The organism is Streptomyces sp. NPDC023573 (assembly GCF_055559735.1).
The window spans coordinates 473314-494035 of the sequence record NZ_JBVHKB010000003.1 but is presented as its reverse complement, the minus strand read 5'-3'; the positions used below and the strand labels follow the sequence as shown (position 1 = coordinate 494035).

General features: G+C 71.1%; 17 protein-coding genes. 3 read left to right on the top strand and 14 right to left on the bottom strand.

The window, feature by feature from the left end:
* Window positions 1-13: 13 nt before the first annotated feature.
* From ACZ32T_RS12700 to ACZ32T_RS12680, 5 genes are all read right to left on the bottom strand, one after another.
* Window positions 14-1603, bottom strand: coding sequence for an ABC transporter ATP-binding protein (locus ACZ32T_RS12700; RefSeq protein WP_467366722.1), 1590 nt, complete (start codon window positions 1601-1603; stop codon window positions 14-16).
* Window positions 1600-2460 carry an ABC transporter permease gene (locus ACZ32T_RS12695; protein WP_467366720.1) on the bottom strand — a complete coding sequence of 287 codons (861 nt, stop codon included), beginning with the start codon at window positions 2458-2460 and terminating at the stop codon, window positions 1600-1602. Before ACZ32T_RS12695 ends, ACZ32T_RS12700 begins: the two co-directional genes overlap by 4 nt.
* Window positions 2457-3407: an ABC transporter permease gene (locus ACZ32T_RS12690; protein WP_467366718.1), complete on the bottom strand. Its 951-nt coding sequence runs from the start codon at window positions 3405-3407 to the stop codon at window positions 2457-2459. Before ACZ32T_RS12690 ends, ACZ32T_RS12695 begins: the two co-directional genes overlap by 4 nt.
* Complete coding sequence (locus ACZ32T_RS12685; protein ID WP_467366716.1) at window positions 3404-4990, bottom strand: ABC transporter substrate-binding protein; 1587 nt, start codon at window positions 4988-4990, stop codon at window positions 3404-3406. The genes ACZ32T_RS12690 and ACZ32T_RS12685 overlap by 4 nt, the downstream gene beginning before the upstream one ends.
* 155 nt (window positions 4991-5145) lie before the next feature.
* Window positions 5146-5367 carry a ferredoxin gene (locus ACZ32T_RS12680; protein WP_467366714.1) on the bottom strand — a complete coding sequence of 74 codons (222 nt, stop codon included), beginning with the start codon at window positions 5365-5367 and terminating at the stop codon, window positions 5146-5148.
* A gap of 209 nt (window positions 5368-5576) precedes the next feature.
* Between ACZ32T_RS12680 and ACZ32T_RS12675 the strand changes: the two genes are divergently transcribed.
* Window positions 5577-6038, top strand: coding sequence for a Fur family transcriptional regulator (locus tag ACZ32T_RS12675; RefSeq protein ID WP_467366712.1), 462 nt, complete (start codon window positions 5577-5579; stop codon window positions 6036-6038).
* A gap of 454 nt (window positions 6039-6492) precedes the next feature.
* Here ACZ32T_RS12675 and ACZ32T_RS12670 read toward each other — a convergent pair whose 3' ends face one another.
* The 5 genes from ACZ32T_RS12670 to ACZ32T_RS12650 form a co-directional block, all read right to left on the bottom strand.
* Window positions 6493-7458, bottom strand: coding sequence for an ABC transporter ATP-binding protein (locus ACZ32T_RS12670; RefSeq protein ID WP_467366990.1), 966 nt, complete (start codon window positions 7456-7458; stop codon window positions 6493-6495).
* Between the two features lie 77 nt (window positions 7459-7535).
* Window positions 7536-8615, bottom strand: a complete 1080-nt coding sequence (locus tag ACZ32T_RS12665) for an ABC transporter ATP-binding protein (protein WP_467264323.1) — start codon at window positions 8613-8615, stop codon at window positions 7536-7538.
* Entirely contained in the window at window positions 8612-9484 is an 873-nt protein-coding gene (locus ACZ32T_RS12660; RefSeq protein ID WP_467264390.1) for an ABC transporter permease, read from the bottom strand. The genes ACZ32T_RS12665 and ACZ32T_RS12660 overlap by 4 nt, the downstream gene beginning before the upstream one ends.
* Window positions 9485-9498: 14 nt before the next feature.
* Window positions 9499-10452 carry an ABC transporter permease gene (locus ACZ32T_RS12655; RefSeq protein ID WP_467264321.1) on the bottom strand — a complete coding sequence of 318 codons (954 nt, stop codon included), beginning with the start codon at window positions 10450-10452 and terminating at the stop codon, window positions 9499-9501.
* The gene (locus tag ACZ32T_RS12650; RefSeq protein WP_467264319.1) at window positions 10449-11954 is read right to left on the bottom strand and encodes an ABC transporter substrate-binding protein; all 1506 of its coding nucleotides are present in this window, start codon (window positions 11952-11954) and stop codon (window positions 10449-10451) included. Before ACZ32T_RS12650 ends, ACZ32T_RS12655 begins: the two co-directional genes overlap by 4 nt.
* 518 nt (window positions 11955-12472) lie before the next feature.
* Between ACZ32T_RS12650 and ACZ32T_RS12645 the strand changes: the two genes are divergently transcribed.
* Complete coding sequence (locus ACZ32T_RS12645) at window positions 12473-13537, top strand: lipoate--protein ligase family protein (protein WP_467366709.1); 1065 nt, start codon at window positions 12473-12475, stop codon at window positions 13535-13537.
* A 271-nt stretch (window positions 13538-13808) separates the two neighbouring features.
* On the opposite strand, the gene ACZ32T_RS12640 is transcribed toward ACZ32T_RS12645, so the two are convergent.
* From ACZ32T_RS12640 to ACZ32T_RS12625, 4 genes are all read right to left on the bottom strand, one after another.
* Window positions 13809-16031, bottom strand: coding sequence for an NADP-dependent isocitrate dehydrogenase (locus ACZ32T_RS12640; protein WP_467264316.1), 2223 nt, complete (start codon window positions 16029-16031; stop codon window positions 13809-13811).
* Window positions 16032-16220: 189 nt separating this feature from the next.
* The gene (locus ACZ32T_RS12635; protein ID WP_467366707.1) at window positions 16221-16892 is read right to left on the bottom strand and encodes an enoyl-CoA hydratase-related protein; all 672 of its coding nucleotides are present in this window, start codon (window positions 16890-16892) and stop codon (window positions 16221-16223) included.
* A 230-nt stretch (window positions 16893-17122) separates the two neighbouring features.
* A complete protein-coding gene (locus ACZ32T_RS12630) occupies window positions 17123-18613 on the bottom strand; it encodes an amidase (protein ID WP_467366705.1) in 1491 nt (496 codons plus the stop codon).
* Window positions 18614-18791: 178 nt separating this feature from the next.
* A complete protein-coding gene (locus ACZ32T_RS12625) occupies window positions 18792-19151 on the bottom strand; it encodes a hypothetical protein (RefSeq protein WP_467264310.1) in 360 nt (119 codons plus the stop codon).
* A gap of 1092 nt (window positions 19152-20243) precedes the next feature.
* On the opposite strand from ACZ32T_RS12625, the gene ACZ32T_RS12620 reads away from it, so the two are divergent.
* Entirely contained in the window at window positions 20244-20717 is a 474-nt protein-coding gene (locus ACZ32T_RS12620) for a CU044_2847 family protein (protein ID WP_467366703.1), read from the top strand.
* Window positions 20718-20722 lie beyond the last annotated feature (5 nt).

Sequence of the window (20722 nt, the reverse complement as noted above, 5' to 3'; positions counted from 1 at the left end):
CTCCTCCTGCCGCTCATGAGAGGTCCCCCACGCCCTGCTCCTCCGGTACGGCGAGGACGGCGTCGCCGGCGTGGGCGAGCAGTTCCCTGGTGCGAGGATGTTCCGGGGCCACGAGCACCCGTTCGGCGGGGCCGTCCTCGACCACCCTCCCCGCGTCCAGGACGACGACCCGCTCCGCACGGCGGGCGACGGCCTTCAGGTCGTGCGTCACCATCACGACCGTCAGCCCCGTCGTCGACCGCAGCGAGTCCAGCAGGTCCAGGACTCCGCTCGCCGTGTCCGGGTCCAGCGACGAGGTGATCTCGTCGCAGACGAGTGCGCGCGGCTGAGCCGCCAGTGCCCGCGCCAAGGCGACGCGTTGACGCTGGCCGCCCGACAACTCACCCGGTCTGCGTGTCAGTACACCCTCGTCCAGACCGACCAGACCGAGTAGCCGTAGGGCTTCTTCGAGCGCGTCCTCGGCGGGTCGGCGCCCGATTCCCCTCAGAGGGCGCAGAAGCGCGGACCTCACGGATTCCCGGGGGTTGAGGGCGCCGCGGGCGTCCTGTGCGACGAGTTGTACCGCAGCGCCGCGTCCTCGCTCCGCACCCGGCTCCCGCCACTGGGCACTGCCTCGTGCGGGCCGGTGGAGCCCTGCGAGGCAGCGGGCGAGGGTGGTCTTGCCTGAACCCGAGGGACCGACGACAGCGGTCCAGGAACCTCCGGGAACCGTGAGGGTGACGTCGTGCAACACGCCGATACGACCGTGGGCGGCACTCAGCCCCCGCAGACGCAGCTCGTTGCCGGTGGTGACTTCCTGCGGAGGCTGCGGACCGGACCCACCGCGGTGGGCCGGCCGTGGCAGAACAGCCACCGGTCTCCTCACCGGCCCCGCCGTGTCGATACGCCCTCCCTCCAGACGGATCACCTCGTCCGCCACGGACGCGATCCACGCCGGGTCGTGGCTGACCAGCAACGCGGCGCGGTCACCGTCGGAGAGGACCTCGGCCAGCAGGCCGCGCATCGCGTCGGCCAGGACCGTGTCCAAACCGCTGGTGGGCTCGTCGAGGACCAGCAGGCGGGGCGTACCAGCCAGCGCCAGTGCGAGGCCGACGCGTTGGGCCTGCCCTCCCGACAGCTGCCGCGGCATCCGTCGCCGAAACGCCCTGTCGGCCGGCAGCCGCACGGACAGCAGCAGTTCCTCGACCCGCGTACGGACGTCATCCGCACGCTTCACGGCCGAGCGCAGGCGTACCGCCTCCGCGATCTGCGCACCGATCCGCAGCGCGGGGTTGAGCGCCGATGCCGGGTCCTGTCCCAGGAACGACACCACACTTCCCCGCAGCCGGCCGGCGTCCACAGGGGCGAAGGGGTCGAGTCCGGTCACCTGGACGGTTCCGGACCGTATCTCCAGGCCGGGTCGTACATGTCCGAGCAGGCTGTACGCCAGGCTGCTCTTGCCGGATCCCGACCTGCCCACGACCCCCAGCACCTGCCCCGGCGACACCGACAGGCATGCGTCCCGCAGGACAGGCGGACCGCCGGACGCCGGACCGACCGTCAGCCCGTTGACCTCGGCGAGCGGGCCCTCCGCCCCGCGAGCCGTTGTCCCATTCCCGTTCACGCGATCCCCCGTCCCACCACTTCCGCCAGCCGCCCGGCCAGCAGACCGACACACACGGAAAGCCCCACGAGCAGCAGGGCCGGTGCGAGGAACGGCGCGGCGGCCAGCGTCGCCCCCGGGACGTTCTCGCTCACCATGCGCCCCCAGTCCGGCGCCGCACCCCCCTGACCGAGGCCGAGAAAGCCCGCGGTGGCGGTGAGGTGCAAGGACGCGACCAGCCGTAGCGCTGTGTCCATGAGGGCCGGTCCGGCGATGTTGGGCAGCACGTCGTGGCGGAGCACGGCCCGCCGGGTGTCGCCGCGGGCCAGAGCCGCCTCGACGTACCCGCTGCTCAGCACCGCGTAACCCGCGGCGCGCAGGATCCTGGTGGAGAAGGGTGCGGTGGCCAGGGCGACGGCCGCCACGAGGGCCACGTCGCTGCCGGGGAACCCGGCGGCCAGGACGAGAACGACCAGCAGGGCGGGGATGACGGCGAGGGCGTCCACACAGCGGACCAGCAGGTCTCCGAGCCCGCGGGAGACCATGGCCGCCAGGACGCCGGCGGCCATCCCGATGACTCCGGCCGCAGCCGTCCCGGCCAGCGCGGTCAGCACGATGGACCGGCCTCCGCCGAGCACACGGCTCAGCACGTCCCGGCCCAGCACGTCGGTGCCGAGGAGGAACTGGCCGTCAGGTGGCTGGAAGGGCGCGGCGAGCTGGGCTGTGGGACTGTACGGCGCGGCCAGCGGCCCCAGCAGGGCGAGCAGAAGCAGGAGCAGCGTGCCCGCACAGGTGAGCAGCGGCGGCCGCCGGTGCCGGGGCGTGCCCGGAAGCGCCGGGCGAGTCCGCCTCTTCGGTGGTGTCAGGACCGTCGTCATCGTCGGTGTCCCTCCCGTGCTCCCAGCAGACGCGTGCAGAGGTCCCCCAGCAGGAGCACCGCGAGCATGACCGCGATCAGCGCGGTGGCGATTCCCTGCACCATCGGCACGTCCCGCGCCGCGACGGCCAGTTGCAGTTCACGGCCGATCCCCGGGTAGTCGAAGACGTTCTCCACCACCACCGCCGAGCCGACCAGCGCACCCGTGGTGAGGGTGAGCGCCTGTACGGCCGGTCCCGCGGCGTTGGGCAGGATGTGACGCACCGCCAGCCGCACGCCGCGGACACCGTTGAGCCGGGCCGCCTCGCAGTGCGGCGTGGCGGCGGTGTCCGCCACGGAAACCCGCAACAGCCTGGTGGCCACCGCGAGACCCACCGCGCTGAGCGTCACCACGGGCAGGACCAGTGCGTGCGGGACGTCGAGCGGCGTACCCCCGAGGGGGATGACCGAGACGCGCGGGAGGACATCCAGCCATACGGCCAGTACGGCGACGAGCAGTGCGGCGATGACGAATTCGGGTACGGCGGCCAGGATCTGCGCGGACGTGGAAACCACACGATCGGCCGCGCCGCCGCGCAACCCTGTCCACAGGCCGAGCAGCACGGCGAGCGGCGCGGTGACCGCGAGCGTCAGTGCGGCGAGGAGGAGGCTGTTGGGCAGGCGGGTCGCGATGACGTCGGTGACCGACCGCTCCCCCACGAAGCCGCGCCCGAGGTCGCCCCGGACCGCCCCGGCCGCCCAGTTCGCGTATCTCTCGGTGACGGGTCGGTCCAGGCCGAGTTCGGCACGCACTTCGGCGCGTTGCGCCGCGGATGCGTCCACGCCGGCGACCGCGCTGACGGCGTCTCCCGGCAGGACCGTCGTGGCCGCGAAGACAACGGCCGACAGCAGCACCAGGAGGACGGCGGCCCCCGCCAGGCGACGGAAGCCGAATGCGAGCAGCCTCACGCCAGTGACGCCCGGGAGAATCCGGGGAACTGTTCGAAGAGGTCGTCCCGTACTCCATCGACGCCCTCGGCCTGGGCGTTGAGGTTCGGCTTGAAGACCGGCAGCACCTGGTTGCCCTGCGTCCAGCGCGTACGCTGCGCCTGCGTGCTCAGCTTCTTCGCCTGGGCCGGGTCCCGTTCGGCACGGGCCTTCGCCACGAGTGCATCGGTCTCCGACTCCTTCCAGCCGAACGCCGACGGCGACCCGCCCGCCGTGCTCATCTGGTACGTCGACAGCGCCGGAATGGGCATCTGGTACGAAGCGGCCAGCGGCAGCGCGGCGTAGGCGGGGAAATCGGCGTAGAGCTGCCCGGCGGGCAGTTCGCGGACCGACGCCCGCACGCCGGCCTTCATCAGGTCCTCGACGAAGAGGGCGGCCATTTCCACCATGCCCGGCGTCTCGGGACCGGTGGTCAGCGTCACATTCATACCGTCGGCGCCGGCCTCCTTGAGTAGTTCACGGGCCCGCTCGGGATCGTGGGCGCGCTGGGGCACGCCTTGGGCGTAGTCGGGGAAACCCATGGAGGGCAGGTCGTTGCCGACCTGGGCCTTGCCGTAGAAGACCGTCCTGACCATGGCCTTCCGGTCGACCGCTAGCTTGAACGCCTCCCTGACCCGGGGGTCGTCGAAGGGCTTGACGCTCATGTTCATCTGGAAGGACAGGCCGACCAGGTAAGGGCTCTCCGTGGGGACCAGCTCGACCTTCGCGTTGTCCGCGAGCGTGCGCGCGGTGACGGGCGAGAGGTCGTGGGCGAAGTCGATCTCACCGCTGGTGAGCGCGCCCGCCCTGGCGGTCGAATCCGCGATCGACCGCAGTTCCAGGGCGTCCAGGTGGGGAACGTGGCCGTAGTGGTCGTCGTAGCGCTCGAACGCCGCCCCCTGACCGGCCGTGAACTCCGTCAGCCGGAAGGGACCACAACTGGGCATGCCCTGGCCGAATTTCCTGGTGCCGTCCTTGACGACGAGGAAATTGCCCTGGCACAGGATCATGCGGCCGTCGGCGATGGGCCTCAGAGTGGGCAGAACAACCTTCAGGCCCCCGTCGGCCTTGGCGCGGGCCAGGTCGAAGTTGGCGGCGGCGAGCCGGTACACGGGCAGTTTGCTCTTGGCCGCGAGGGCGCTGAGCGAGTGCAGGATGTCGGCGGAGGTGAGCTCGGAGCCGTCGGTGAAGCGGACGCCGGGTCGCACGTGCAGTGTGTACGTGGACAGGTCGTCGGAGATGTCGATGCCCTTGAGTACGCCGTAGCGCACCCCGTCGGGCCCGTTGGGGTCCAGGTTGCCCAGGGTGCCGTGCCAGGCGCGGGCGCGCACCAGATCGAGTGCTGACGGGCCGTTGAAGAAGTCGAGCGTCTCGGAGGCACCTCCTCCGACGAAAGCCGCCCGGAAGGTGCCGCCCGAGCGCGGTGAGGAGCCCGATCCCGGCTTCGGGTTCGCACCGGGCTCGTCGGTGGAGCACGCAGCCAGCAGGCCGGGTCCCACCGCGAGAGCCGCGGCGCCCGCCGCACCGCGGCGGAGGAAGGCGCGGCGATCGATCTGTCTGGACATGCTTCTCCTTGACGTTCTGCTGAGCTGAACCGAGCACCGGGGTGACATCCACGGCACGTGAAGTGCCACCCCCACGCGGGCGGGTGGCCATGTACGAACGGACGCATGCACGGCCGGGCTTCAACGCCCTCGGCGGCTGCCGACCCGGCTTCGTGCTACCGGAAGCTGAGAGCCCCGGACGGGCAGGCCCACACGGCGTCGTGCACAGCGTCCGACTGGGACGCCTCCGGCACCTCGGCGAGGACGACCACCAGCCCGTCGTGCTCGTCCTGGTCGAAGACGGCCGGTGCGGCGAGCACGCATTGCCCGGCCCCGACGCACCGACCCCGCTCCGCGCCGACTCTCCCGGCTCCTGGCACCTGGTCCGACAACGTCATGAGAGCCCCTCCCCTGCCGTCACATCCGCGACCGCCGATGCGACACAACCAGACAGTAGTAGATAATGACTTCCATATTCAATAAGCTGATCAGGTAGGTCGGCGGGTGCCCCGGCACCCAAGACCATCAGCTCCACGCAAGGTCGTTCCGTCGTCGAGGCGAACCCGGCCGACATGGCACACAGCCAACTGGCCCTGCTCTATGGGAGGTGGGCGTCCTGCGCGACGCACCGGCAACGCGGTCACCGGCGTCATGGCGTCCGACGCGGCAGCGGATGGCTGTCCTGAGCGCCCTGTACGACCGAGCCGACTTCACCTCCGCACAGGAACTGCACGAGACCCTCGAAGCCGAGGGCACCACCGTCGGCCTGACCACGGTCTACCGGACCCTGCACGCACTGGACCGCGCCGGGCAGGTCGACGTCGTGCGGGAGAAAACTGGGGAACGTCTCTACCGCCCTCGGCCCACCGACGGGCACCGCCACTACCTCGTCTGTCGCGACTGCGGCTTCAGCGCGGCGGTCGACGCCGACCCCGTGGAACGGTGGGCCGACGGCGTAGCCGAGACCATGAGATTCACAGAGGTGAAACACACCGTGGAACTCTCCGGCGTCTGCGACCGCTGCCGCGTCGACGTATCGGAGCACACTTCAGCGGAACAGCACGCCTGAGCGGGGTTTCGCCCCGCTCGGCAGCCCGCTCCCGTTCAGCGGCTCATAGCGGAGAACCGCAAGGTGCTGGCACGGGTGTGGCAGCGTCCCAGACGGAATCCAGCACCGTGATCGCACAGCTCAGCCGGCCCCATGACGCCACCGAATCCGTCCGGCGGGACCTCGTTGCATGCTGGACGAGGGTCGTCAACGCAGGAGGGGCCGTCATCCCGATGGGCTGCCCGCCTCCACCGGTGACCCAGGCCGCGCTCCGCCCGGCGGTCGGGAGGTCACTCGTGAACTGTCCCCCGACCACAGCAGACTTCTCGTGACCCGACCGCAACGAGATCCTGACGAGTCTGCCCCTGTGAGAGCTGCGGAATTCCGTTGCTCCAGACCGCGGAGGTCAGGAGCAACGGCCCGCCCTGGATCCGTCTGCGCGGTCCAGGGGCGGTTAAGGCCGCAGCGATGCAGGTCAGGCGGCCGCGTCCGGGGCGGTGCCGTCGTCGGCCACCAGATGGCAGGAGACCTGCCGCCCGCCGGGGATTTCGCGCAGGGCGGGCACCTCGGTGCGGCACCGGTCGACGGCGAGAGGGCAGCGGGTGTGGAAGCGGCACCCCGGCGGGGGGTCGAGGGGGCTGGGCAGCTCGCCGTGCAGCACGATGCGTTCGCGGGACCGCTGCTCGACCGGGTCGGGCACCGGCGCCGCGGAGAGCAGTGCCTGGGTGTACGGGTGCTTCGGTGCGGCGAACAGCTCGGTGGTGGGCGCCTGTTCCACGATCTGCCCGAGGTACATCACGGCGATCCGGTCGGCGAGGAACTCGACGGCGGCCAGGTCGTGGGTGATGAACAGACAGCCGAAGCCGCGGTCCCGCTGGAGGTCGGCGAGCAGGTTGAGCACCGATGCCTGTACCGAGACGTCGAGGGCGGACGTCGGCTCGTCGGCGACGAGGAGGTCGGGGTCGCAGGACAGTGCGCGCGCGATGGAGATGCGCTGGCGTTGGCCGCCGGACAGCTCGTGGGGGTGCCGGTCGGCGTGCTCGGTGCGCAGCCCGACCTGGCCGAGCAGCTGCTCGACCCGTTCCCGTACGGCCGCTCTGTTCGGTCGACGGTCCCGGCGGTTCAGGCGGATGGGTTCGGCGATGATCTGGCCGACGGTCATCCGGGGGTCCAGGGAGGACGAGGGGTCCTGGAAGACGAGGTGGAAGTCCTTGCGCAGGGGGCGCAGGGCGCGGCGGGAGAGGTGGCTGACGTCGGTGCCGTTGATGTGGACGGTGCCGGCGGTGGGTTCGTCGAGGCGGACGGCGCACCGGCCGACGGTCGACTTGCCGCTGCCCGACTCGCCGACGAGGCCGACGACCTCGCCGCGTCGGATGGTGATCGACACACCGTCGACGGCCCGGACGGTGCCGCCGCCGGAGGCACCGAAGTGGCGTTCCATGCCGTTGATCTCCAGCACCGGGGGGTGCGGTGCGTCCGCTCCGCCCTCGCGGGGGGCGGGGACGGTGTGCGCGGTGGTCACTTTCCGGCCTCCTGGGATTCGGTGCCAGTCGCGGGCACGGCCTCGGTATCGGTCTTCGCGTACGGGTGCCAGCAGGCGGCCCGGTGCGGCGCGTCCGCTCCGGCCTCGGGGTCGATGGCACGGAAGCCGGGGCGGCTGCCCGTGCAGGTTTCGTCGGCGCGGGAGCAGCGCGGCGCGAAGGTGCAGGCGTCGGGCTGGCTGTCCAGGCTGGGGACCAGGCCGGGGATCTCGGGCAGCCGCCGCTTGCCCTCGCCGCCCGGCCGGAGCACGGCGCCGAGCAGGCCACGGGTGTACGGGTGCCGGCCGGAGGCGAACAGGTCGTGGACCGGGGCCTGTTCGACGGCTCGTCCGGCGTACATCACGAGGACCCGGTCGGCGGCGTCGGCGACGACCCCGAGGTCGTGGGTGACCAGGACGATGGCGGTGCCGAGGCGCTCGCGCAGCGACTGGAGGACTTCGAGGATGCCGGCCTGCACGGTGACGTCCAGGGCGGTCGTCGGTTCGTCGGCGATGAGGACGGCCGGGTCGCAGGCCACGGCGATGGCGATCATGACGCGCTGGCGCATGCCACCGGAGAGCTGGTGCGGGTACTCGTCGATCCGGCGTGCCGGCGCGGGGATGCCGACGAGTTCGAGGAGTTCGACGGCGCGGGCCTTGGCCTCCTTGCGGCTCAGCCCCTGGTGCCGGCGGAGCACCTCGCCGATCTGCCGGCCGACGGTGAGGACCGGGTTCAGTGAGGTCATCGGCTCCTGGAAGATCATCGCGATGTCCTTGCCGCGAACCGCCTGGAGCTCCTTCTCCGACGCGCCGACCAGCTCGCGGCCGCCGAGCCTGATCGAGCCGCCGATGCGGGCGGTCGGCGGCAGCAGGCCCATGGCCGCCATCGAGGTGACGGACTTGCCGCAGCCCGACTCCCCCACCACGGCGAGGACCTCGCCGGGTGCCAGGTCGTAGGAGACCCCGTCGACGGCGTGCACGGTGCGGGTGTCGGAGTGGAAGGAGACCGAGAGGTCGCGCACGCTCAGTGCGGGTCCGGTCGCCGTCTTCGGCGCGGGTTCGAGAACGGTCTCGGTCATCGGGTCGCTCCTCGGGGGTCCAGGACGTCACGCAGCCCGTCGCCGAGCAGGTTGAAGGCGAGCGTCGCCGCGACGATCGCGAGGCCGGGGAAGACGGCCAGCCAGGGGGCGGGCGCCAGGAAGGACTGGGCGCCGGAGAGCATCACACCCAGCGAGGGGTCCGGGGGCTGGACGCCGAGGCCGAGGAAGCTCAGCAGCGCCTCACCGATGATCGCGGCGGGGATGCCCACGGTCGCCTGGACGATCAGGGCGGAGGTGGCGTTGGGGAGGATGTGCCGGAAGAGTACGGTGCCGTCGCCGCCCCCGTTGGCGACGGCCGCGGCGACGTAGTCGACGTGCTTGAGCCGCAGGGTCTCCGCCCGGGTGATCCGGATGACGGCGGGGATCTGCGAGATGCCGATGGCGATGGTCGCGTTGGTGAGCGACGGGCCGAGGATCGCGGCGAGGCCGACGGCGAGCACCAGGAAGGGGAACGCCAGCATGGTGTCGGTGAGGCGGGACACCGCGGTGTCCGCGAACCGGCCGTAGTACCCGGCGAGCAGACCCAGTGGTACGCCGACGAGGAAGGCCAGCACGACGGCGACGAGGCCGACCTGCATGGACGCACGCGCGCCGTGGACGATGCGGGAGAGCTGGTCGCGGCCGAGGTCGTCCGTGCCGAGCCAGTGCGAGGCGCCGGGCTGGGCCAGGACGTTCCCGAAGTCGGGCTGCGAGGGGTCGTACGGGGCGATGAGCGGGGCGAACAGGGCGGCCAGGACGAAGACGGCGGCGATGACCGCGCCGGTGAGCGCGAGCCGGTTCCGGCGCAGGGCGCGCAGCTTGCCGCCGCCGGACTTCCGCCGGCCCGCGTCGGGCGGGGTGGGGAGCACTGTGGTCGCGGTGGTCACCGGGCACCTCCGAGCCGGATGCGCGGGTCGATGACCGAATAGACCACGTCGACCAGCAGGTTGATGAGGATGTACGCGGCGGAGGTGCAGAGCACCACGGCCTGGAGAGTCGCGTAGTCACGGGTGAAGACGGCGTCGATGGTGAGCTTGCCGAAGCCGGGGAGGACGAATATCTGCTCGGTGACCACGGCGCCGGAGATCAGATGGCCGAGCTGGAGGCCGAGCACGGTCACGACGGTGACGAGCGAGTTGCGCAGCGCGTGCCCGCCGACGACGGAGCCCCGGGAAAGGCCCTTGGCCCGGGCGGTCCTGACGTAGTCGGCGGACAGCGAGTCGAGCATCGCGGCCCGCGTCTGGCGCATCACGACGGCGGCGAGGCCGGAGCCGAGCACGATCGCGGGGAGCACCATGCGGCGCAGGTTGTCGACGGGATCGGTGCCGAAGGGTACGTAACCGGAGGCGGCGAACACCGGGACGGCGATGGCGAATCCGAGGACGAGGACGATGCCGAGCCAGAAGGTCGGGATGGAGAGGCCGATCAGCGCGATGGCGTTGGCGATCCACTCCTCCGGCTTCCCGCGCCGGACCGCGGCGACCACTCCGGCGCCGATGCCGACCACGATCGCCAGCAGCAGGGAGAGCGCGGCCAGTTCCAGGGTGACGGGCAGGGCCTGCCCGATCGCGTCGGCGACGGGGAGGCCGGTACGCGAGGAGGTGCCGAGGTCGCCGGTCAGGGCGTGGCCGATGAACCGTCCGTACTGGATGACGACGTTGTCGTTCAGGCCGTAGCTCTCGCGGATGGCGGCGAGCGCCTCGGGGCTGCGTTCCTCACCGGCGAGCGCGAGCGCCGGGTCGCCGGGCAGGGCCCGGATGCCGGCGAAGACGACGACACTGACGAGGAAGAGCGTGATGAGGGACTGGCGCAGGCGCGTCAGCAGGTACTTCGTCATCGGGTGTACCCCGCATTCTTGACCCGGACCAGTCCGTCGCCGTAGACGTGGATGCCCGCGATGTCCTTGCCGGCGACGACGTAGTTCTTCTGCCGGTAGAGGTAGATCAGGGCGTGGGCATCCTGCACGCGCCGGGTGAGCTCGTCGTAGATCTCGGTGCGCCGCGCGGGGTCCGCGACACTGCGGCCCTCGGCGATCAGCTTGTCGATCTCCGGGTCGCCGAGACCGTAGGCGTTCATGGCGCCCGCCGTCTTGAGGAAGTTGGAGACGTTGCCGTCCGGGTCGAGCCGGCCGGACCAGCCGCTGGTGAAGACGTCGTAGTCGCCGGCGTCGGTCTCCGCGAGCATGGTGGCGTACTCGGTGGGACGCAGCGACAGCTCGAAGCCCGCCTCCTTGACCATGGCCTGGAGCACCTGTCCTACGCGCCCCTGCTCGGGGGTGGTGGACGTCTTCAGCTCGATCTTCACCGGGGTCTTCACCCCGGCCTCCTTCAGCAGCTTCTTCGCCCGGTCGACGTCGCGCCGGGGGCAGTCCTCCGGTGCGATGCCCGGGGCGATGGCCGACTGCGGGGAGACGGGGCCGCAGGCCGGTTCGTACATGCCCTGGAAGACGACCTTGTTGAGCAGGTCGCGGTCGATGGCCAGCTCGAAGGCCTCCCGGACCCGGACGTCACGGGCGATCGGGGTGTCGATCTTCCCGGGCTTCTGCCCGAGGCCCTTCACGTTGCCGACGTTGAGGCCGATGCCCTGGTAGCCGAGCGAGGGCGAGTTGAACAGCTGGAGCTTCGGCTCGGTCAGGGCGCTCTGTACGTCGACGGGGGCCATCTGGTCGCCGACCTGGAGGTCACCGGAGCGCAGGTTGGCGAGCCTGACGTTGCCGTCGGGTATCGGCTTGTAGACCACGCCGTCGAGGTGCACCCGGTCGGCGTCGTAGTAGTTCGGGTCCTTCCTGAGCACGATCCGGTCGCCGCCGACGCGCTCGACGAAGCGGAAGGGACCGACGCAGGAGGGGTGGTTGGTGAAGTTCTTGCCGTACTTCTCGAGTGCGGTGGGTGACATCACCATCCCGGCCCGGTCGGCGAGCACGCCGGTGAGCGGGACGTAGGGGTGGTCGAGCGTCAGCCGGACCGTGAGCGGCCCGGTGGCCTCGGCCTTGCTGACCGGTGCGAGTTCGGTGGCGCGCGCGGATCCGGGGAGATCCCGGTGGCGCCGCAGCGAGGTGACGACCGCGTCGGCGTCCAGCCGGGTGCCGTCGCTGAATTCCACGCCGGGGCGCACCTGGAAGGTGACCGTACGGCCGTCCGCCGAGGTGGTGGGGAGCGACGAGGCCAGCTGCGGCACGACGGTGCCGTCCTCGTCGATGTCGTAGAGCTTCTCGCACATGCTCGCGAAGACCGTGCGGCCTACGAGGGTCTGCGCGAGGGTGGGGTCCAGCTTGTCCGGGTCGGAGTTGAGAGCGACGGTGAGTGTCCCGCCGTCGCGTACGGACCGGTCATCGGTCATGCGCACACCACCGACTTCGGTCGCCGAGGACTGCAACGACGCACAGCCCGAGGTGAGGGACACCAACGCGACCGCCACCAGGGCAACCACTTTTCGGCGCACGGGGGCCTACCTCCCGCCTGGGGTGATCAAGGAATATCGCCGACCGTATTTCGCATACAGTCCGCAAAGCAAGACCTCGGCCCACATGGCGGACGGGTTTTACCTGACGATCGGATAACGGAGCGCGGACGGCGGCTCCTGCACGACCGCTCACCTGCGGATCCTGGGCAGCGGCGGCGCGGGTGTGGCCTCCGGTTCGTATACGGATGCCCGGAGCCTGCCGTTCCGCAATCGACGGCGGCCTGGGAAGGTCGCCACGGGACGGCGCCGTGAGTGCTGACCGGGGTCACCGCGCGTTGCGACACCTTTCTGGTCCTCTTTGCCGCAGCCTCATTACCGATGGTCACCCGCGGGGAAGACAACGAGCCCCGCGAGCGCTGACGTCAGAGGCGGTTCAACTCATCGGAGGCCCGGCAATGCACGGTGAATACAAGGTTCCTGGCGGCAAACTCGTGGTGGTGGACCTGACGAACCAGGACGGCGTCCTGCGGGACGTACGGGTCGCGGGAGACTTCTTCCTGGAGCCCGACGAGGCGATCACCGCGATCGACCAGGCGCTGGAAGGCGCCCCCGCCGACACCGACGCCGCAGGCCTGGCCGCCCGCGTCGAAGCGATGCTGCCCGAGGGCACCGTCATGTACGGGATCACCGCCGAAGGCGTCGCGGTGGCGGTGCGCCGCGCACTCGCCCAGGCCACCGACTGGACCGACTACGACTGGCAGCTCATCCACGAGGGACCGCAGTCCCCGGCGCTGCACATGGCCCTCGACGAGGTGCTCACCGCCGAGGTCGCCGCCGGGCGCCGGCCCCCGACGCTGCGCGTCTGGGAGTGGGGCGCCCCGGCCGTCATCATCGGCAGCTTCCAGTCCCTGCGCAACGAGGTCGACGCCGAGGGGGCGGCGCGTCACGGCGTGACGGTCGTGCGCCGCGTCTCGGGCGGCGGAGCCATGTTCGTGGAGGCCGGGAACACCATCACGTACTCCCTCTCGGTCCCTTCCTCCCTGGTCTCGGGACTCTCGTTCGCCGACTCCTACGCCTATCTCGACGAATGGGTTCTCGACGCGCTCGGCGACATGGGGATCAAGGCGTGGTACCAGCCCCTCAACGACATCGCGACGGACGTCGGCAAGATCGCCGGAGCCGCGCAGAAGCGCATGGTCGGCCCCGACGGCGGGCCGGGCGCGATCCTCCACCACGTCACCATGTCGTACGACATCGACGCCGACAAGATGCTCGACGTCCTGCGCATCGGCAAGGAGAAGATGTCCGACAAGGGCACCAAGTCGGCCAAGAAGCGGGTCGACCCGCTGCGCCGTCAGACCGGCCTGCCCCGGGAGGCGGTCATCGACCGCATGGTGCGGTCCTTCCGCGACCGCTACGGACTCGCCGCCGGCGGTGTCACCCGCGAGGAGCTGGCGCGGGCGGAGGAGCTGGCCGCCACGAAGTTCAGCAGCACCGAGTGGACGGCGCGGGTGCCGTAGGCGCCGGCCGCGGGCGTCCTCCCCGGCGCCGGGGAGGCGGAAAGGCTGGTCCCTGCGCCCCTCCACCGTCTTCGTCGTCGGAGACAGAACACGGACGAGATCCTGGCCGCTCGGACGAACACCGGGCGAAATCCCCTCAAGACACTTCGGTCGGGCGCACCGTCGGCACCGCGTGCGTGCGCCGCACGCACGACCGCCCCGGCGGTCGGAGTGCCTGCCGGGGCGGTCGTACGTGCCGGTGCGCGCCCTGGGAGGGGTGCGCAGGGGGGAATCAGCCCAGGGTCGCGATGGCCTTGTTGAAGGTGGCCGACGGACGCATGACGGCCTCCGCCTTCGCCGGGTCGGGCTGGTAGTAGCCACCGATGTCGGCCGGCTTGCCCTGGACGGCGGCCAGCTCGCCGATGATGGTCTGCTCCTGCTCGGCCAGCGTCTTGGCGAGCGGCCCGAACGCCTCGGCGAGCGCGGCGTCGTCGGTCTGCTTCGCCAGCTCCTGGGCCCAGTAGAGCGCCAGGTAGAAGTGGCTGCCGCGGTTGTCGATGCCACCGATCTTGCGGCTCGGGGACTTGTCCTCGTTGAGGAAGGTGCCCGTGGCCCGGTCCAGGGTGTCGGCGAGCACCTTGGCGCGCGCGTTGTCCGTGGTGGTGGCGAGGTGCTCGAAGCTGACCGCGAGGGCGAGGAACTCACCCAGGCTGTCCCAGCGCAGGTAGTCCTCCTTGACCAGCTGCTGGACGTGCTTGGGCGCGGAGCCGCCGGCGCCCGTCTCGAACAGTCCGCCGCCGTTCATCAGCGGGACGACGGAGAGCATCTTCGCGCTGGTGCCCAGTTCGAGGATGGGGAACAGGTCGGTGAGGTAGTCACGCAGCACGTTGCCGGTGACCGAGATGGTGTCCTCGCCGCGGCGGATGCGCTCCAGGGAGAAGGCCGTGGCCTCCTCCGGCGTCCTGATGGAGATGTCCAGGCCGTCGGTGTCGTGGTCGGCGAGGTAGGTGTTGACCTTGGCGATGAGGTTGGCGTCGTGCGCACGGCCCTCGTCGAGCCAGAACACGGCCGGGTTGCCGGTCGCGCGGGCGCGCGTGACGGCGAGCTTGACCCAGTCCTGGATGGGCAGGTCCTTGGTCTGGCACATCCGGAAGATGTCGCCGGCTCCGACCGCCTGCTCCAGCACGACGTCGCCCTTGCCGTCGACGACCCGCACCGTGCCGGTGGTGGGGACCTCGAAGGTCTTGTCGTGGCTGCCGTACTCCTCGGCCTTCTGCGCCATCAGGCCGACGTTGGGTACGGAGCCCATGGTCGACGGGTCGAAGGCGCCGTTGGCGCGGCAGTCGTCGATGACGACCTGGTAGACGCCCGCGTAGCTGCTGTCGGGCAGGACCGCGATGGTGTCGGCCTCGTTGCCGTCCGGGCCCCACATGTGGCCGGACGTACGGATCATCGCGGGCATGGACGCGTCGACGATGACGTCGCTCGGCACGTGGAGGTTGGTGATGCCCTTGTCGGAGTCGACCATCGCCAGGGCCGGGCCCTCGGCGAGCTCCGCCTCGAAGGACGCCTTGATCTCGGCGCCGATGTGCGGCACGGAGTCCAGGCCCTTGAGGATGCCGCCGAGGCCGTCGTTCGGGGTCAGGCCGGCCGCCGCGAGCGCGTCGCCGTACTTGGCGAAGGTGTTCGGGAAGAAGGCGCGGACCACGTGACCGAAGATGATCGGGTCGGAGACCTTCATCATCGTGGCCTTGAGGTGCACGGAGAACAGGACGTTCTCGGCCTTGGCGCGCGCGACCTGTGCGGTGAAGAACTCACGCAGCGCGGCGACGCGCATGACGGCCGCGTCCACGACCTCACCCGCGAGGACCGGGACGGACTCGCGCAGCACCGTGGTGGTGCCGTCGTCACCCGCGAGCTCGATGCGCAGCGAGCCGGCCTCGGAGATGACGACGGACTTCTCCGTCGAGCGGAAGTCGTCGACGCCCATGGTGGCGACGTTGGTCTTCGAGTCGGCGCTCCAGGCGCCCATGCGGTGCGGGTGCGCCTTGGCGTAGTTCTTGACCGACGCGGGGGCACGGCGGTCGGAGTTGCCCTCGCGCAGGACGGGGTTCACCGCACTGCCCTTGACCTTGTCGTACCGGGCGCGGACGTCCTTGTCCTCGTCGGTCTGCGGGTCGTCCGGGTAGTCCGGAAGCGCGTAGCCCTGCTCCTGGAGCTCTGCGATCGCGGCCTTCAGCTGCGGGATCGAGGCCGAGATGTTGGGCAGCTTGATGATGTTCGCGCCGGGAGTCCTGGCCAGCTCACCGAGCTCGGCGAGCGCGTCATCGATACGCTGATCGGCCTTGAGACGCTCCGGGAAGCCGGCGATGATCCGCCCCGCCAGGGAGATGTCGCGGCGCTCCACCGTGACACCCGCGGTCGAGGCGTACGCCTCGATGACGGGCAGGAACGAGTACGTCGCCAGGGCAGGGGCCTCGTCGGTGTGCGTATAGATGATGGTCGAGTCAGTCACCGGGTGCTCCGCTCCACGTCTGCAACATTGCTTGACATCAAGATATCTCGTGACCGGCCCCCTCTCCACAGTGGCCCGCGCCCATTCCGGCGGAACCGGTCACTCCTGTCCGTCGGGGCGCGGAGTACCGGGGCCGGACGGGCTTCGGCCGGCCGGAAGGGGCGACGGTGCGGCCTGCGGGGTGCCGGCTCAGCCGAGCGGGTCGGTGGTGTCGCGCAGGGTGGCCAGGGCGGGGGCGTACATGCGGGCCTTGATGGTGCCCAGCGTGTCGCCGGCCTTGTTCACCTGCGCCTGGGCGGTCTCGATCGCGGTGGAGCGCACGGCGTCCTCACTGACGGCCTGGTCGACGATGCCGACGGAAGCGGCGTCGGCGCCGCCGTAGCGGCGGGCGGTGAGCATGGCCTCGTGGGCGGTCTGCGGGGTGAGGCGGGACTGGACCAGCGCGGCCATCCCGGGGGTGAAGGGGATGTTGATGTCCGCTTCGGGCAGGCACCAGTAGCCACGGTCGGCGCGCATCACACGGAAGTCGTGGGCCAGGGAGAACATCGCGCCGGCGGCGAAGGTGTGCCCCTGCAGCGCGGCCACCGTGACGAGCGGCAGCGACAGCATCCGCGCGAACAGCTCGTGGACGGAGACGACGTAGTCCTGGTGCTGGTCCGCGTGGGCGAACAGCCAGTCCAGGTCGAGCCCGTTCGAGTAGAACTTGCCGGTGGCGGCGGTGACCAGGGCCCGGGGGCCCTCCGCCTTCTCCACCTCGTCGAGCGCGGCGCCGACGGCGGTGACCCAGTCGGGGTGGAAACGGTTCTCTCCGTCTCCGAGGTCGAGGACGAAGACGTTTTCGTGGCGGTCGAGCGTGGGCATGGCGACTCCTTCGGGCTGCGGACTGGGGCAGGGGACTGCGGGCTACGGCCTGGTGCCCCGGCGCGGCAGGCACCGGGGTGGTCGCACAGGGCAAACGTGCTACCTGTCAGTAACTTATGAGGTGTGGCAGGGAACACGCAAGGGGCGGGGACATGCGTGCACGACCGGTGGACACCGCTTCGGCCCCGCCGGACTCCGGAGGGCGTCCCGCTGCGGGGGACATACGGTGGTCAGCCCCCGTCGGCCGCTCCGAGTCCCTCCGTGGCCGGCGGCCGGTGCTCGTACCAGCGCCGGTCGGCCTCCAGCTGCGCGGCGAGCGAGATGAGCCTGGGCTCGCTGCGGGAGGGGCCGAGGAGCTGGGCGCCGAGGGGAAGGCCGTCGCGGGTGAAGCCGGCCGGGACGTTGACCCCGGGCCAGCCGAGGACGTTCCAGGGCCAGGCGTAGGGACAGGCCGAGGTCATCGCGAGGTCGGTACGCCAGGCGCTGAGCCGGTCGAACGCACCGACCCGGGGTGGCGGGGCGGCGGTGGTGGGGGTGAGCAGCACGTCGTAACCGTGACCGCCCCTGGCCGTGTCGAAGAAGGCGCCGATCCTGGCGTGCTGGCGTACCTCACGGGCACGGGCGGCCCGCACGATCCGGCCGCCGAGGCGGGTCCCGGTGCGCAGGGCGCTTCGGGTGCGCGGGTCCAGGAGGGCCGGCTCGGGGTGCAGCGCGGCGAGCTCGGCGATGCCGGCGGTGGCCCGGGGGACGAAGGAGAGGCCGATGAGCCCGTAGCGGGGGTGGGCCTCCTCGACGTGGTGCCCCAGCCGGGCGAGGATCTCGGCGAGGGCGGTGACGGCGCGCAGGACCTCCGGGTGGGGCGCGTTGCGGGTGAGCGTGAGCGGAGGCCGCAGCGAGAGGCCGATGCGCAGCCTGCCCGGGTCACGCCGGGCGGCCGCGGAGGCGTCGACGGCGGGCGGCCGGTGCGGGTCCCGGGGGTGCGGTCCCGCCGCGGCGTCCAGGAGGAGGGCGGCGTCCGCGACGGTCCGGGCCAGGGGACCGTTGACCGTGAGGCCCTGGAAGGCGTCGCTCTGGGGGTGGACGGATACGCGGCCGCGCTGGGGCTTGATGCCGACGAGGTGGGTCCAGGCGGCGGGGATACGGATGGAGCCCGCGCCGTCCGAGCCCAGTGCGGCGGGGACGAGCCCGGCGGCGACGGCCGCAGCGGAGCCGCCCGATGAGCCCCCGGGCGTGTGCGCGGCGCTCCAGGGGTTACGGGTGACGCCGAAGGCGGCCCCTTCCGTGAACGCCCACTGGCCCAGCTCGCAGGAGTTGGTCTTGCCGACGACGACGGCCCCGGCGGCCCTGAGCCTGCGGACCGCCTCGCTGTCGGCGGTGGCGGGCGGCAGCGCGCCGTCGCAGCCGAAGTAGGTGGGCATCCCGGCGACGTCGGTGTCGTCCTTGACGGCGACGGGCACCCCGAGCAGCGGAAGCCGCTCCCCCGCCTCGAGCCGCCGGTCGGCCTCGGCGGCCTCGGCGAGCGCGGCCTCCGTGCGTACCTGCCGGAAGGCGTTGAGAGTGGGACGGCTCGCCTCGATGCGCGCGAGCGCCGCGGCGACGAGCCCGGCCGAGGTCGCCCGGCCCTCGGCCAACTCCCGGGCGCTGTCGACGAGACCGGGCTGCACGGGCGGCTCCGCCGGCCTGCTCGGCCCGGTCCGCTCCGTGGGGTCTGCTGAGGACATCACCATCGCCTCCTCGCGTCCGCCGGAGCACCGGCCCCGGGGTCTGCCCGGAGTCCGCCCGAGCGGTCTACCGGAGAGTAACGAGGCCGGAAGGTCCTCTCAAGCACGCCGCACACGGGTCGGGGCCCAGGAACCCGCCTTCCGGCCGCGTGGAAGGCGGGTGTCCGGCACCCGGGTGCTACGGGCGCACGTGGATCTCGCCGATGCCCGAGCCGAGGCCCGCGCAGTGGGCGGTCGACTGCCCGGACTCGCCCGGCCGCAGCGTGACGCGCTCACCGTCCACGTCGGGCGACCAGCCGCAGACCAGGTGCACCCAGAAGACCTGCGTGGCCGAGCCGTTGTTCCGGCAGAGCGCGTAGCCGGTGTAGTCGTCGATCGCGTGCTTGCCGGTGTCGCACGACAGACCCGGCGGGATGGCGGCAGCGGGTGCGACAGCCACCGCGGCAGTGGCCGGCACGGCGAGCGCGACGGTCAGACCGGTGACGGCTGCACCCCGCACCAGCGTGCGGAGGACGTTCCCCTTGAACAGCTTCTTCATGTCTCCCCTTGATTCCGGTCGACGCTTCCGCCGAGTGCCGGTGATCTTCAAGGCTGTGATCCCCGACCCTCCGTAGCCGAAAACAGCGCCGAACCTCACCCTCCGTACACTGCACAGCCCGCGCACGCAGCCGTGCGCGGGCGTGCGCTCGCCAGGTGGGGTGACTCTCCCCGCACAGGGTCTGACCAGCGATGTTTCCGAGGGCGCGCCCCTGACAGGACGGCGCATCGACGTACGCTTCAGCGTCTGCGCAACAGGTCGTACCCTCCGGCACCGGCGACTCGGCGGCGCAGCCCGAGCGACTACTTCTAACCGCTCTGCACATGGGAGGGGCTTCTGGCGGGTCGTGGCAGCGGGAAACTGGCTGACGCAGGAGGGCTGACCAGGAGTTTCGCGTCTTTCAGCTCTGTCACGGGCTTGCCGGATTGCATGCCGGATCGTCCCGCGCAAGTCCCTCTGACAGAGCTGAAAGTCCCTGAAAAGTCCCTGAGGAGGCCCGCCACTGAGTGGCGCGATCAATGAGGGAGAGCTCCTCCGGCGGACTCCCCAGAACGGACCTTTTTCTGGGCCGAAAGCAAGCTCGATCGCCAGGCGCGGCCCCAGCCGACTGAATGAGCCGTGCCCCCCGTGGCCGGCGAGCAGCCGAACAGCGGGGCGCTGTTCCGGCCGGCGGCAATAGGCGGGAGACTTCGCGCAGGCCTGCGCGAGCATCGGTTCCCTCGGGCGGCCCAGGACCACGCACGGCGCTCTCCTGGTCGGTCACGGTGCTTGGCCCGTCCACGGATGGAGTTACCGGCCGAGTCCCTGCCGCCGCGCGGGTGCGGGCCACTGACGGTGTGCCAGGACCACGGCCGGAGCCGCTCCCTGCTTCGGCACGAGCGCAGAGACTGTGGCGAAGTGGGACCGGTCAGCGGCCGAGGAAGGTCGGAGGTACTCCTGCGCTGCCGCCTTCGCAGGTGCCCAACTATCTGTCCACAGCGACTCGCCGGCGTCGCCCGTGGCCTCAGCGGAGCAAGCAACACATCTGTCCTTTCGCGATCTGAGTGCAAGGAACGATCGGCGAACCCCCTTATGCCATGGGAGACTACGGCCATGGAGGATGTGAGACTGACCTTCGACGACGGCTCCGTCGTAAGCCTGCACCTAGCGCCGCAGACCGGCCCGCCACGCAACCCGGATTCCGACGCGCACGCAGCGGAACAAGGAGGCAACTCGGCGGACGAGCTGGACCTGCCGCCAGGATTCGGCGGAGCGCGGCCGGTAAGTTCTGACGGGCGCACGGCGAGGACTCTGACCCGAAGTGGTCAGACCCTCAGCGACGCATTGCGCCCTCTCAGCGGGGTGCTCAGCAGCATCCACAACTCCGTCAGCCACTTCGCCCAGCGACCCGACGAGGTTACGGTCGAGTTCGGTGTCACGCTGGGCAGCGACCTGAGTCTCGGTGTCTTCTCCGGAAGCGGGGAGGCCAGCTTTACCGTCTCGGCAACCTGGAACCTCAACAGCACGGAGGAAGCAGCGCCGACGCACCAGGCCGCAGGGCTGCCGAGCCAGGTCAACGGTTCCTGACCCGC

What these genes read in the sequence shown, in the direction of transcription:
- ACZ32T_RS12695 (WP_467366720.1), bottom strand. Translation starts at nt 2,460, where the DNA reads ATGACGACGGTCCTGACACCACCGAAGAGGCGGACTCGCCCGGCGCTT.
- ACZ32T_RS12685 (WP_467366716.1), bottom strand. Translation starts at nt 4,990, where the DNA reads ATGTCCAGACAGATCGATCGCCGCGCCTTCCTCCGCCGCGGTGCGGCG.
- ACZ32T_RS12680 (WP_467366714.1), bottom strand. Translation starts at nt 5,367, where the DNA reads ATGACGTTGTCGGACCAGGTGCCAGGAGCCGGGAGAGTCGGCGCGGAG.
- ACZ32T_RS12670 (WP_467366990.1), bottom strand. Translation starts at nt 7,458, where the DNA reads ATGGAACGCCACTTCGGTGCCTCCGGCGGCGGCACCGTCCGGGCCGTC.
- ACZ32T_RS12665 (WP_467264323.1), bottom strand. Translation starts at nt 8,615, where the DNA reads ATGACCGAGACCGTTCTCGAACCCGCGCCGAAGACGGCGACCGGACCC.
- ACZ32T_RS12655 (WP_467264321.1), bottom strand. Translation starts at nt 10,452, where the DNA reads ATGACGAAGTACCTGCTGACGCGCCTGCGCCAGTCCCTCATCACGCTC.
- ACZ32T_RS12650 (WP_467264319.1), bottom strand. Translation starts at nt 11,954, where the DNA reads ATGACCGATGACCGGTCCGTACGCGACGGCGGGACACTCACCGTCGCT.
- ACZ32T_RS12645 (WP_467366709.1), top strand. Translation starts at nt 12,473, where the DNA reads ATGCACGGTGAATACAAGGTTCCTGGCGGCAAACTCGTGGTGGTGGAC.
- ACZ32T_RS12635 (WP_467366707.1), bottom strand. Translation starts at nt 16,892, where the DNA reads ATGCCCACGCTCGACCGCCACGAAAACGTCTTCGTCCTCGACCTCGGA.
- ACZ32T_RS12630 (WP_467366705.1), bottom strand. Translation starts at nt 18,613, where the DNA reads ATGTCCTCAGCAGACCCCACGGAGCGGACCGGGCCGAGCAGGCCGGCG.
- ACZ32T_RS12625 (WP_467264310.1), bottom strand. Translation starts at nt 19,151, where the DNA reads ATGAAGAAGCTGTTCAAGGGGAACGTCCTCCGCACGCTGGTGCGGGGT.
- ACZ32T_RS12620 (WP_467366703.1), top strand. Translation starts at nt 20,244, where the DNA reads ATGGAGGATGTGAGACTGACCTTCGACGACGGCTCCGTCGTAAGCCTG.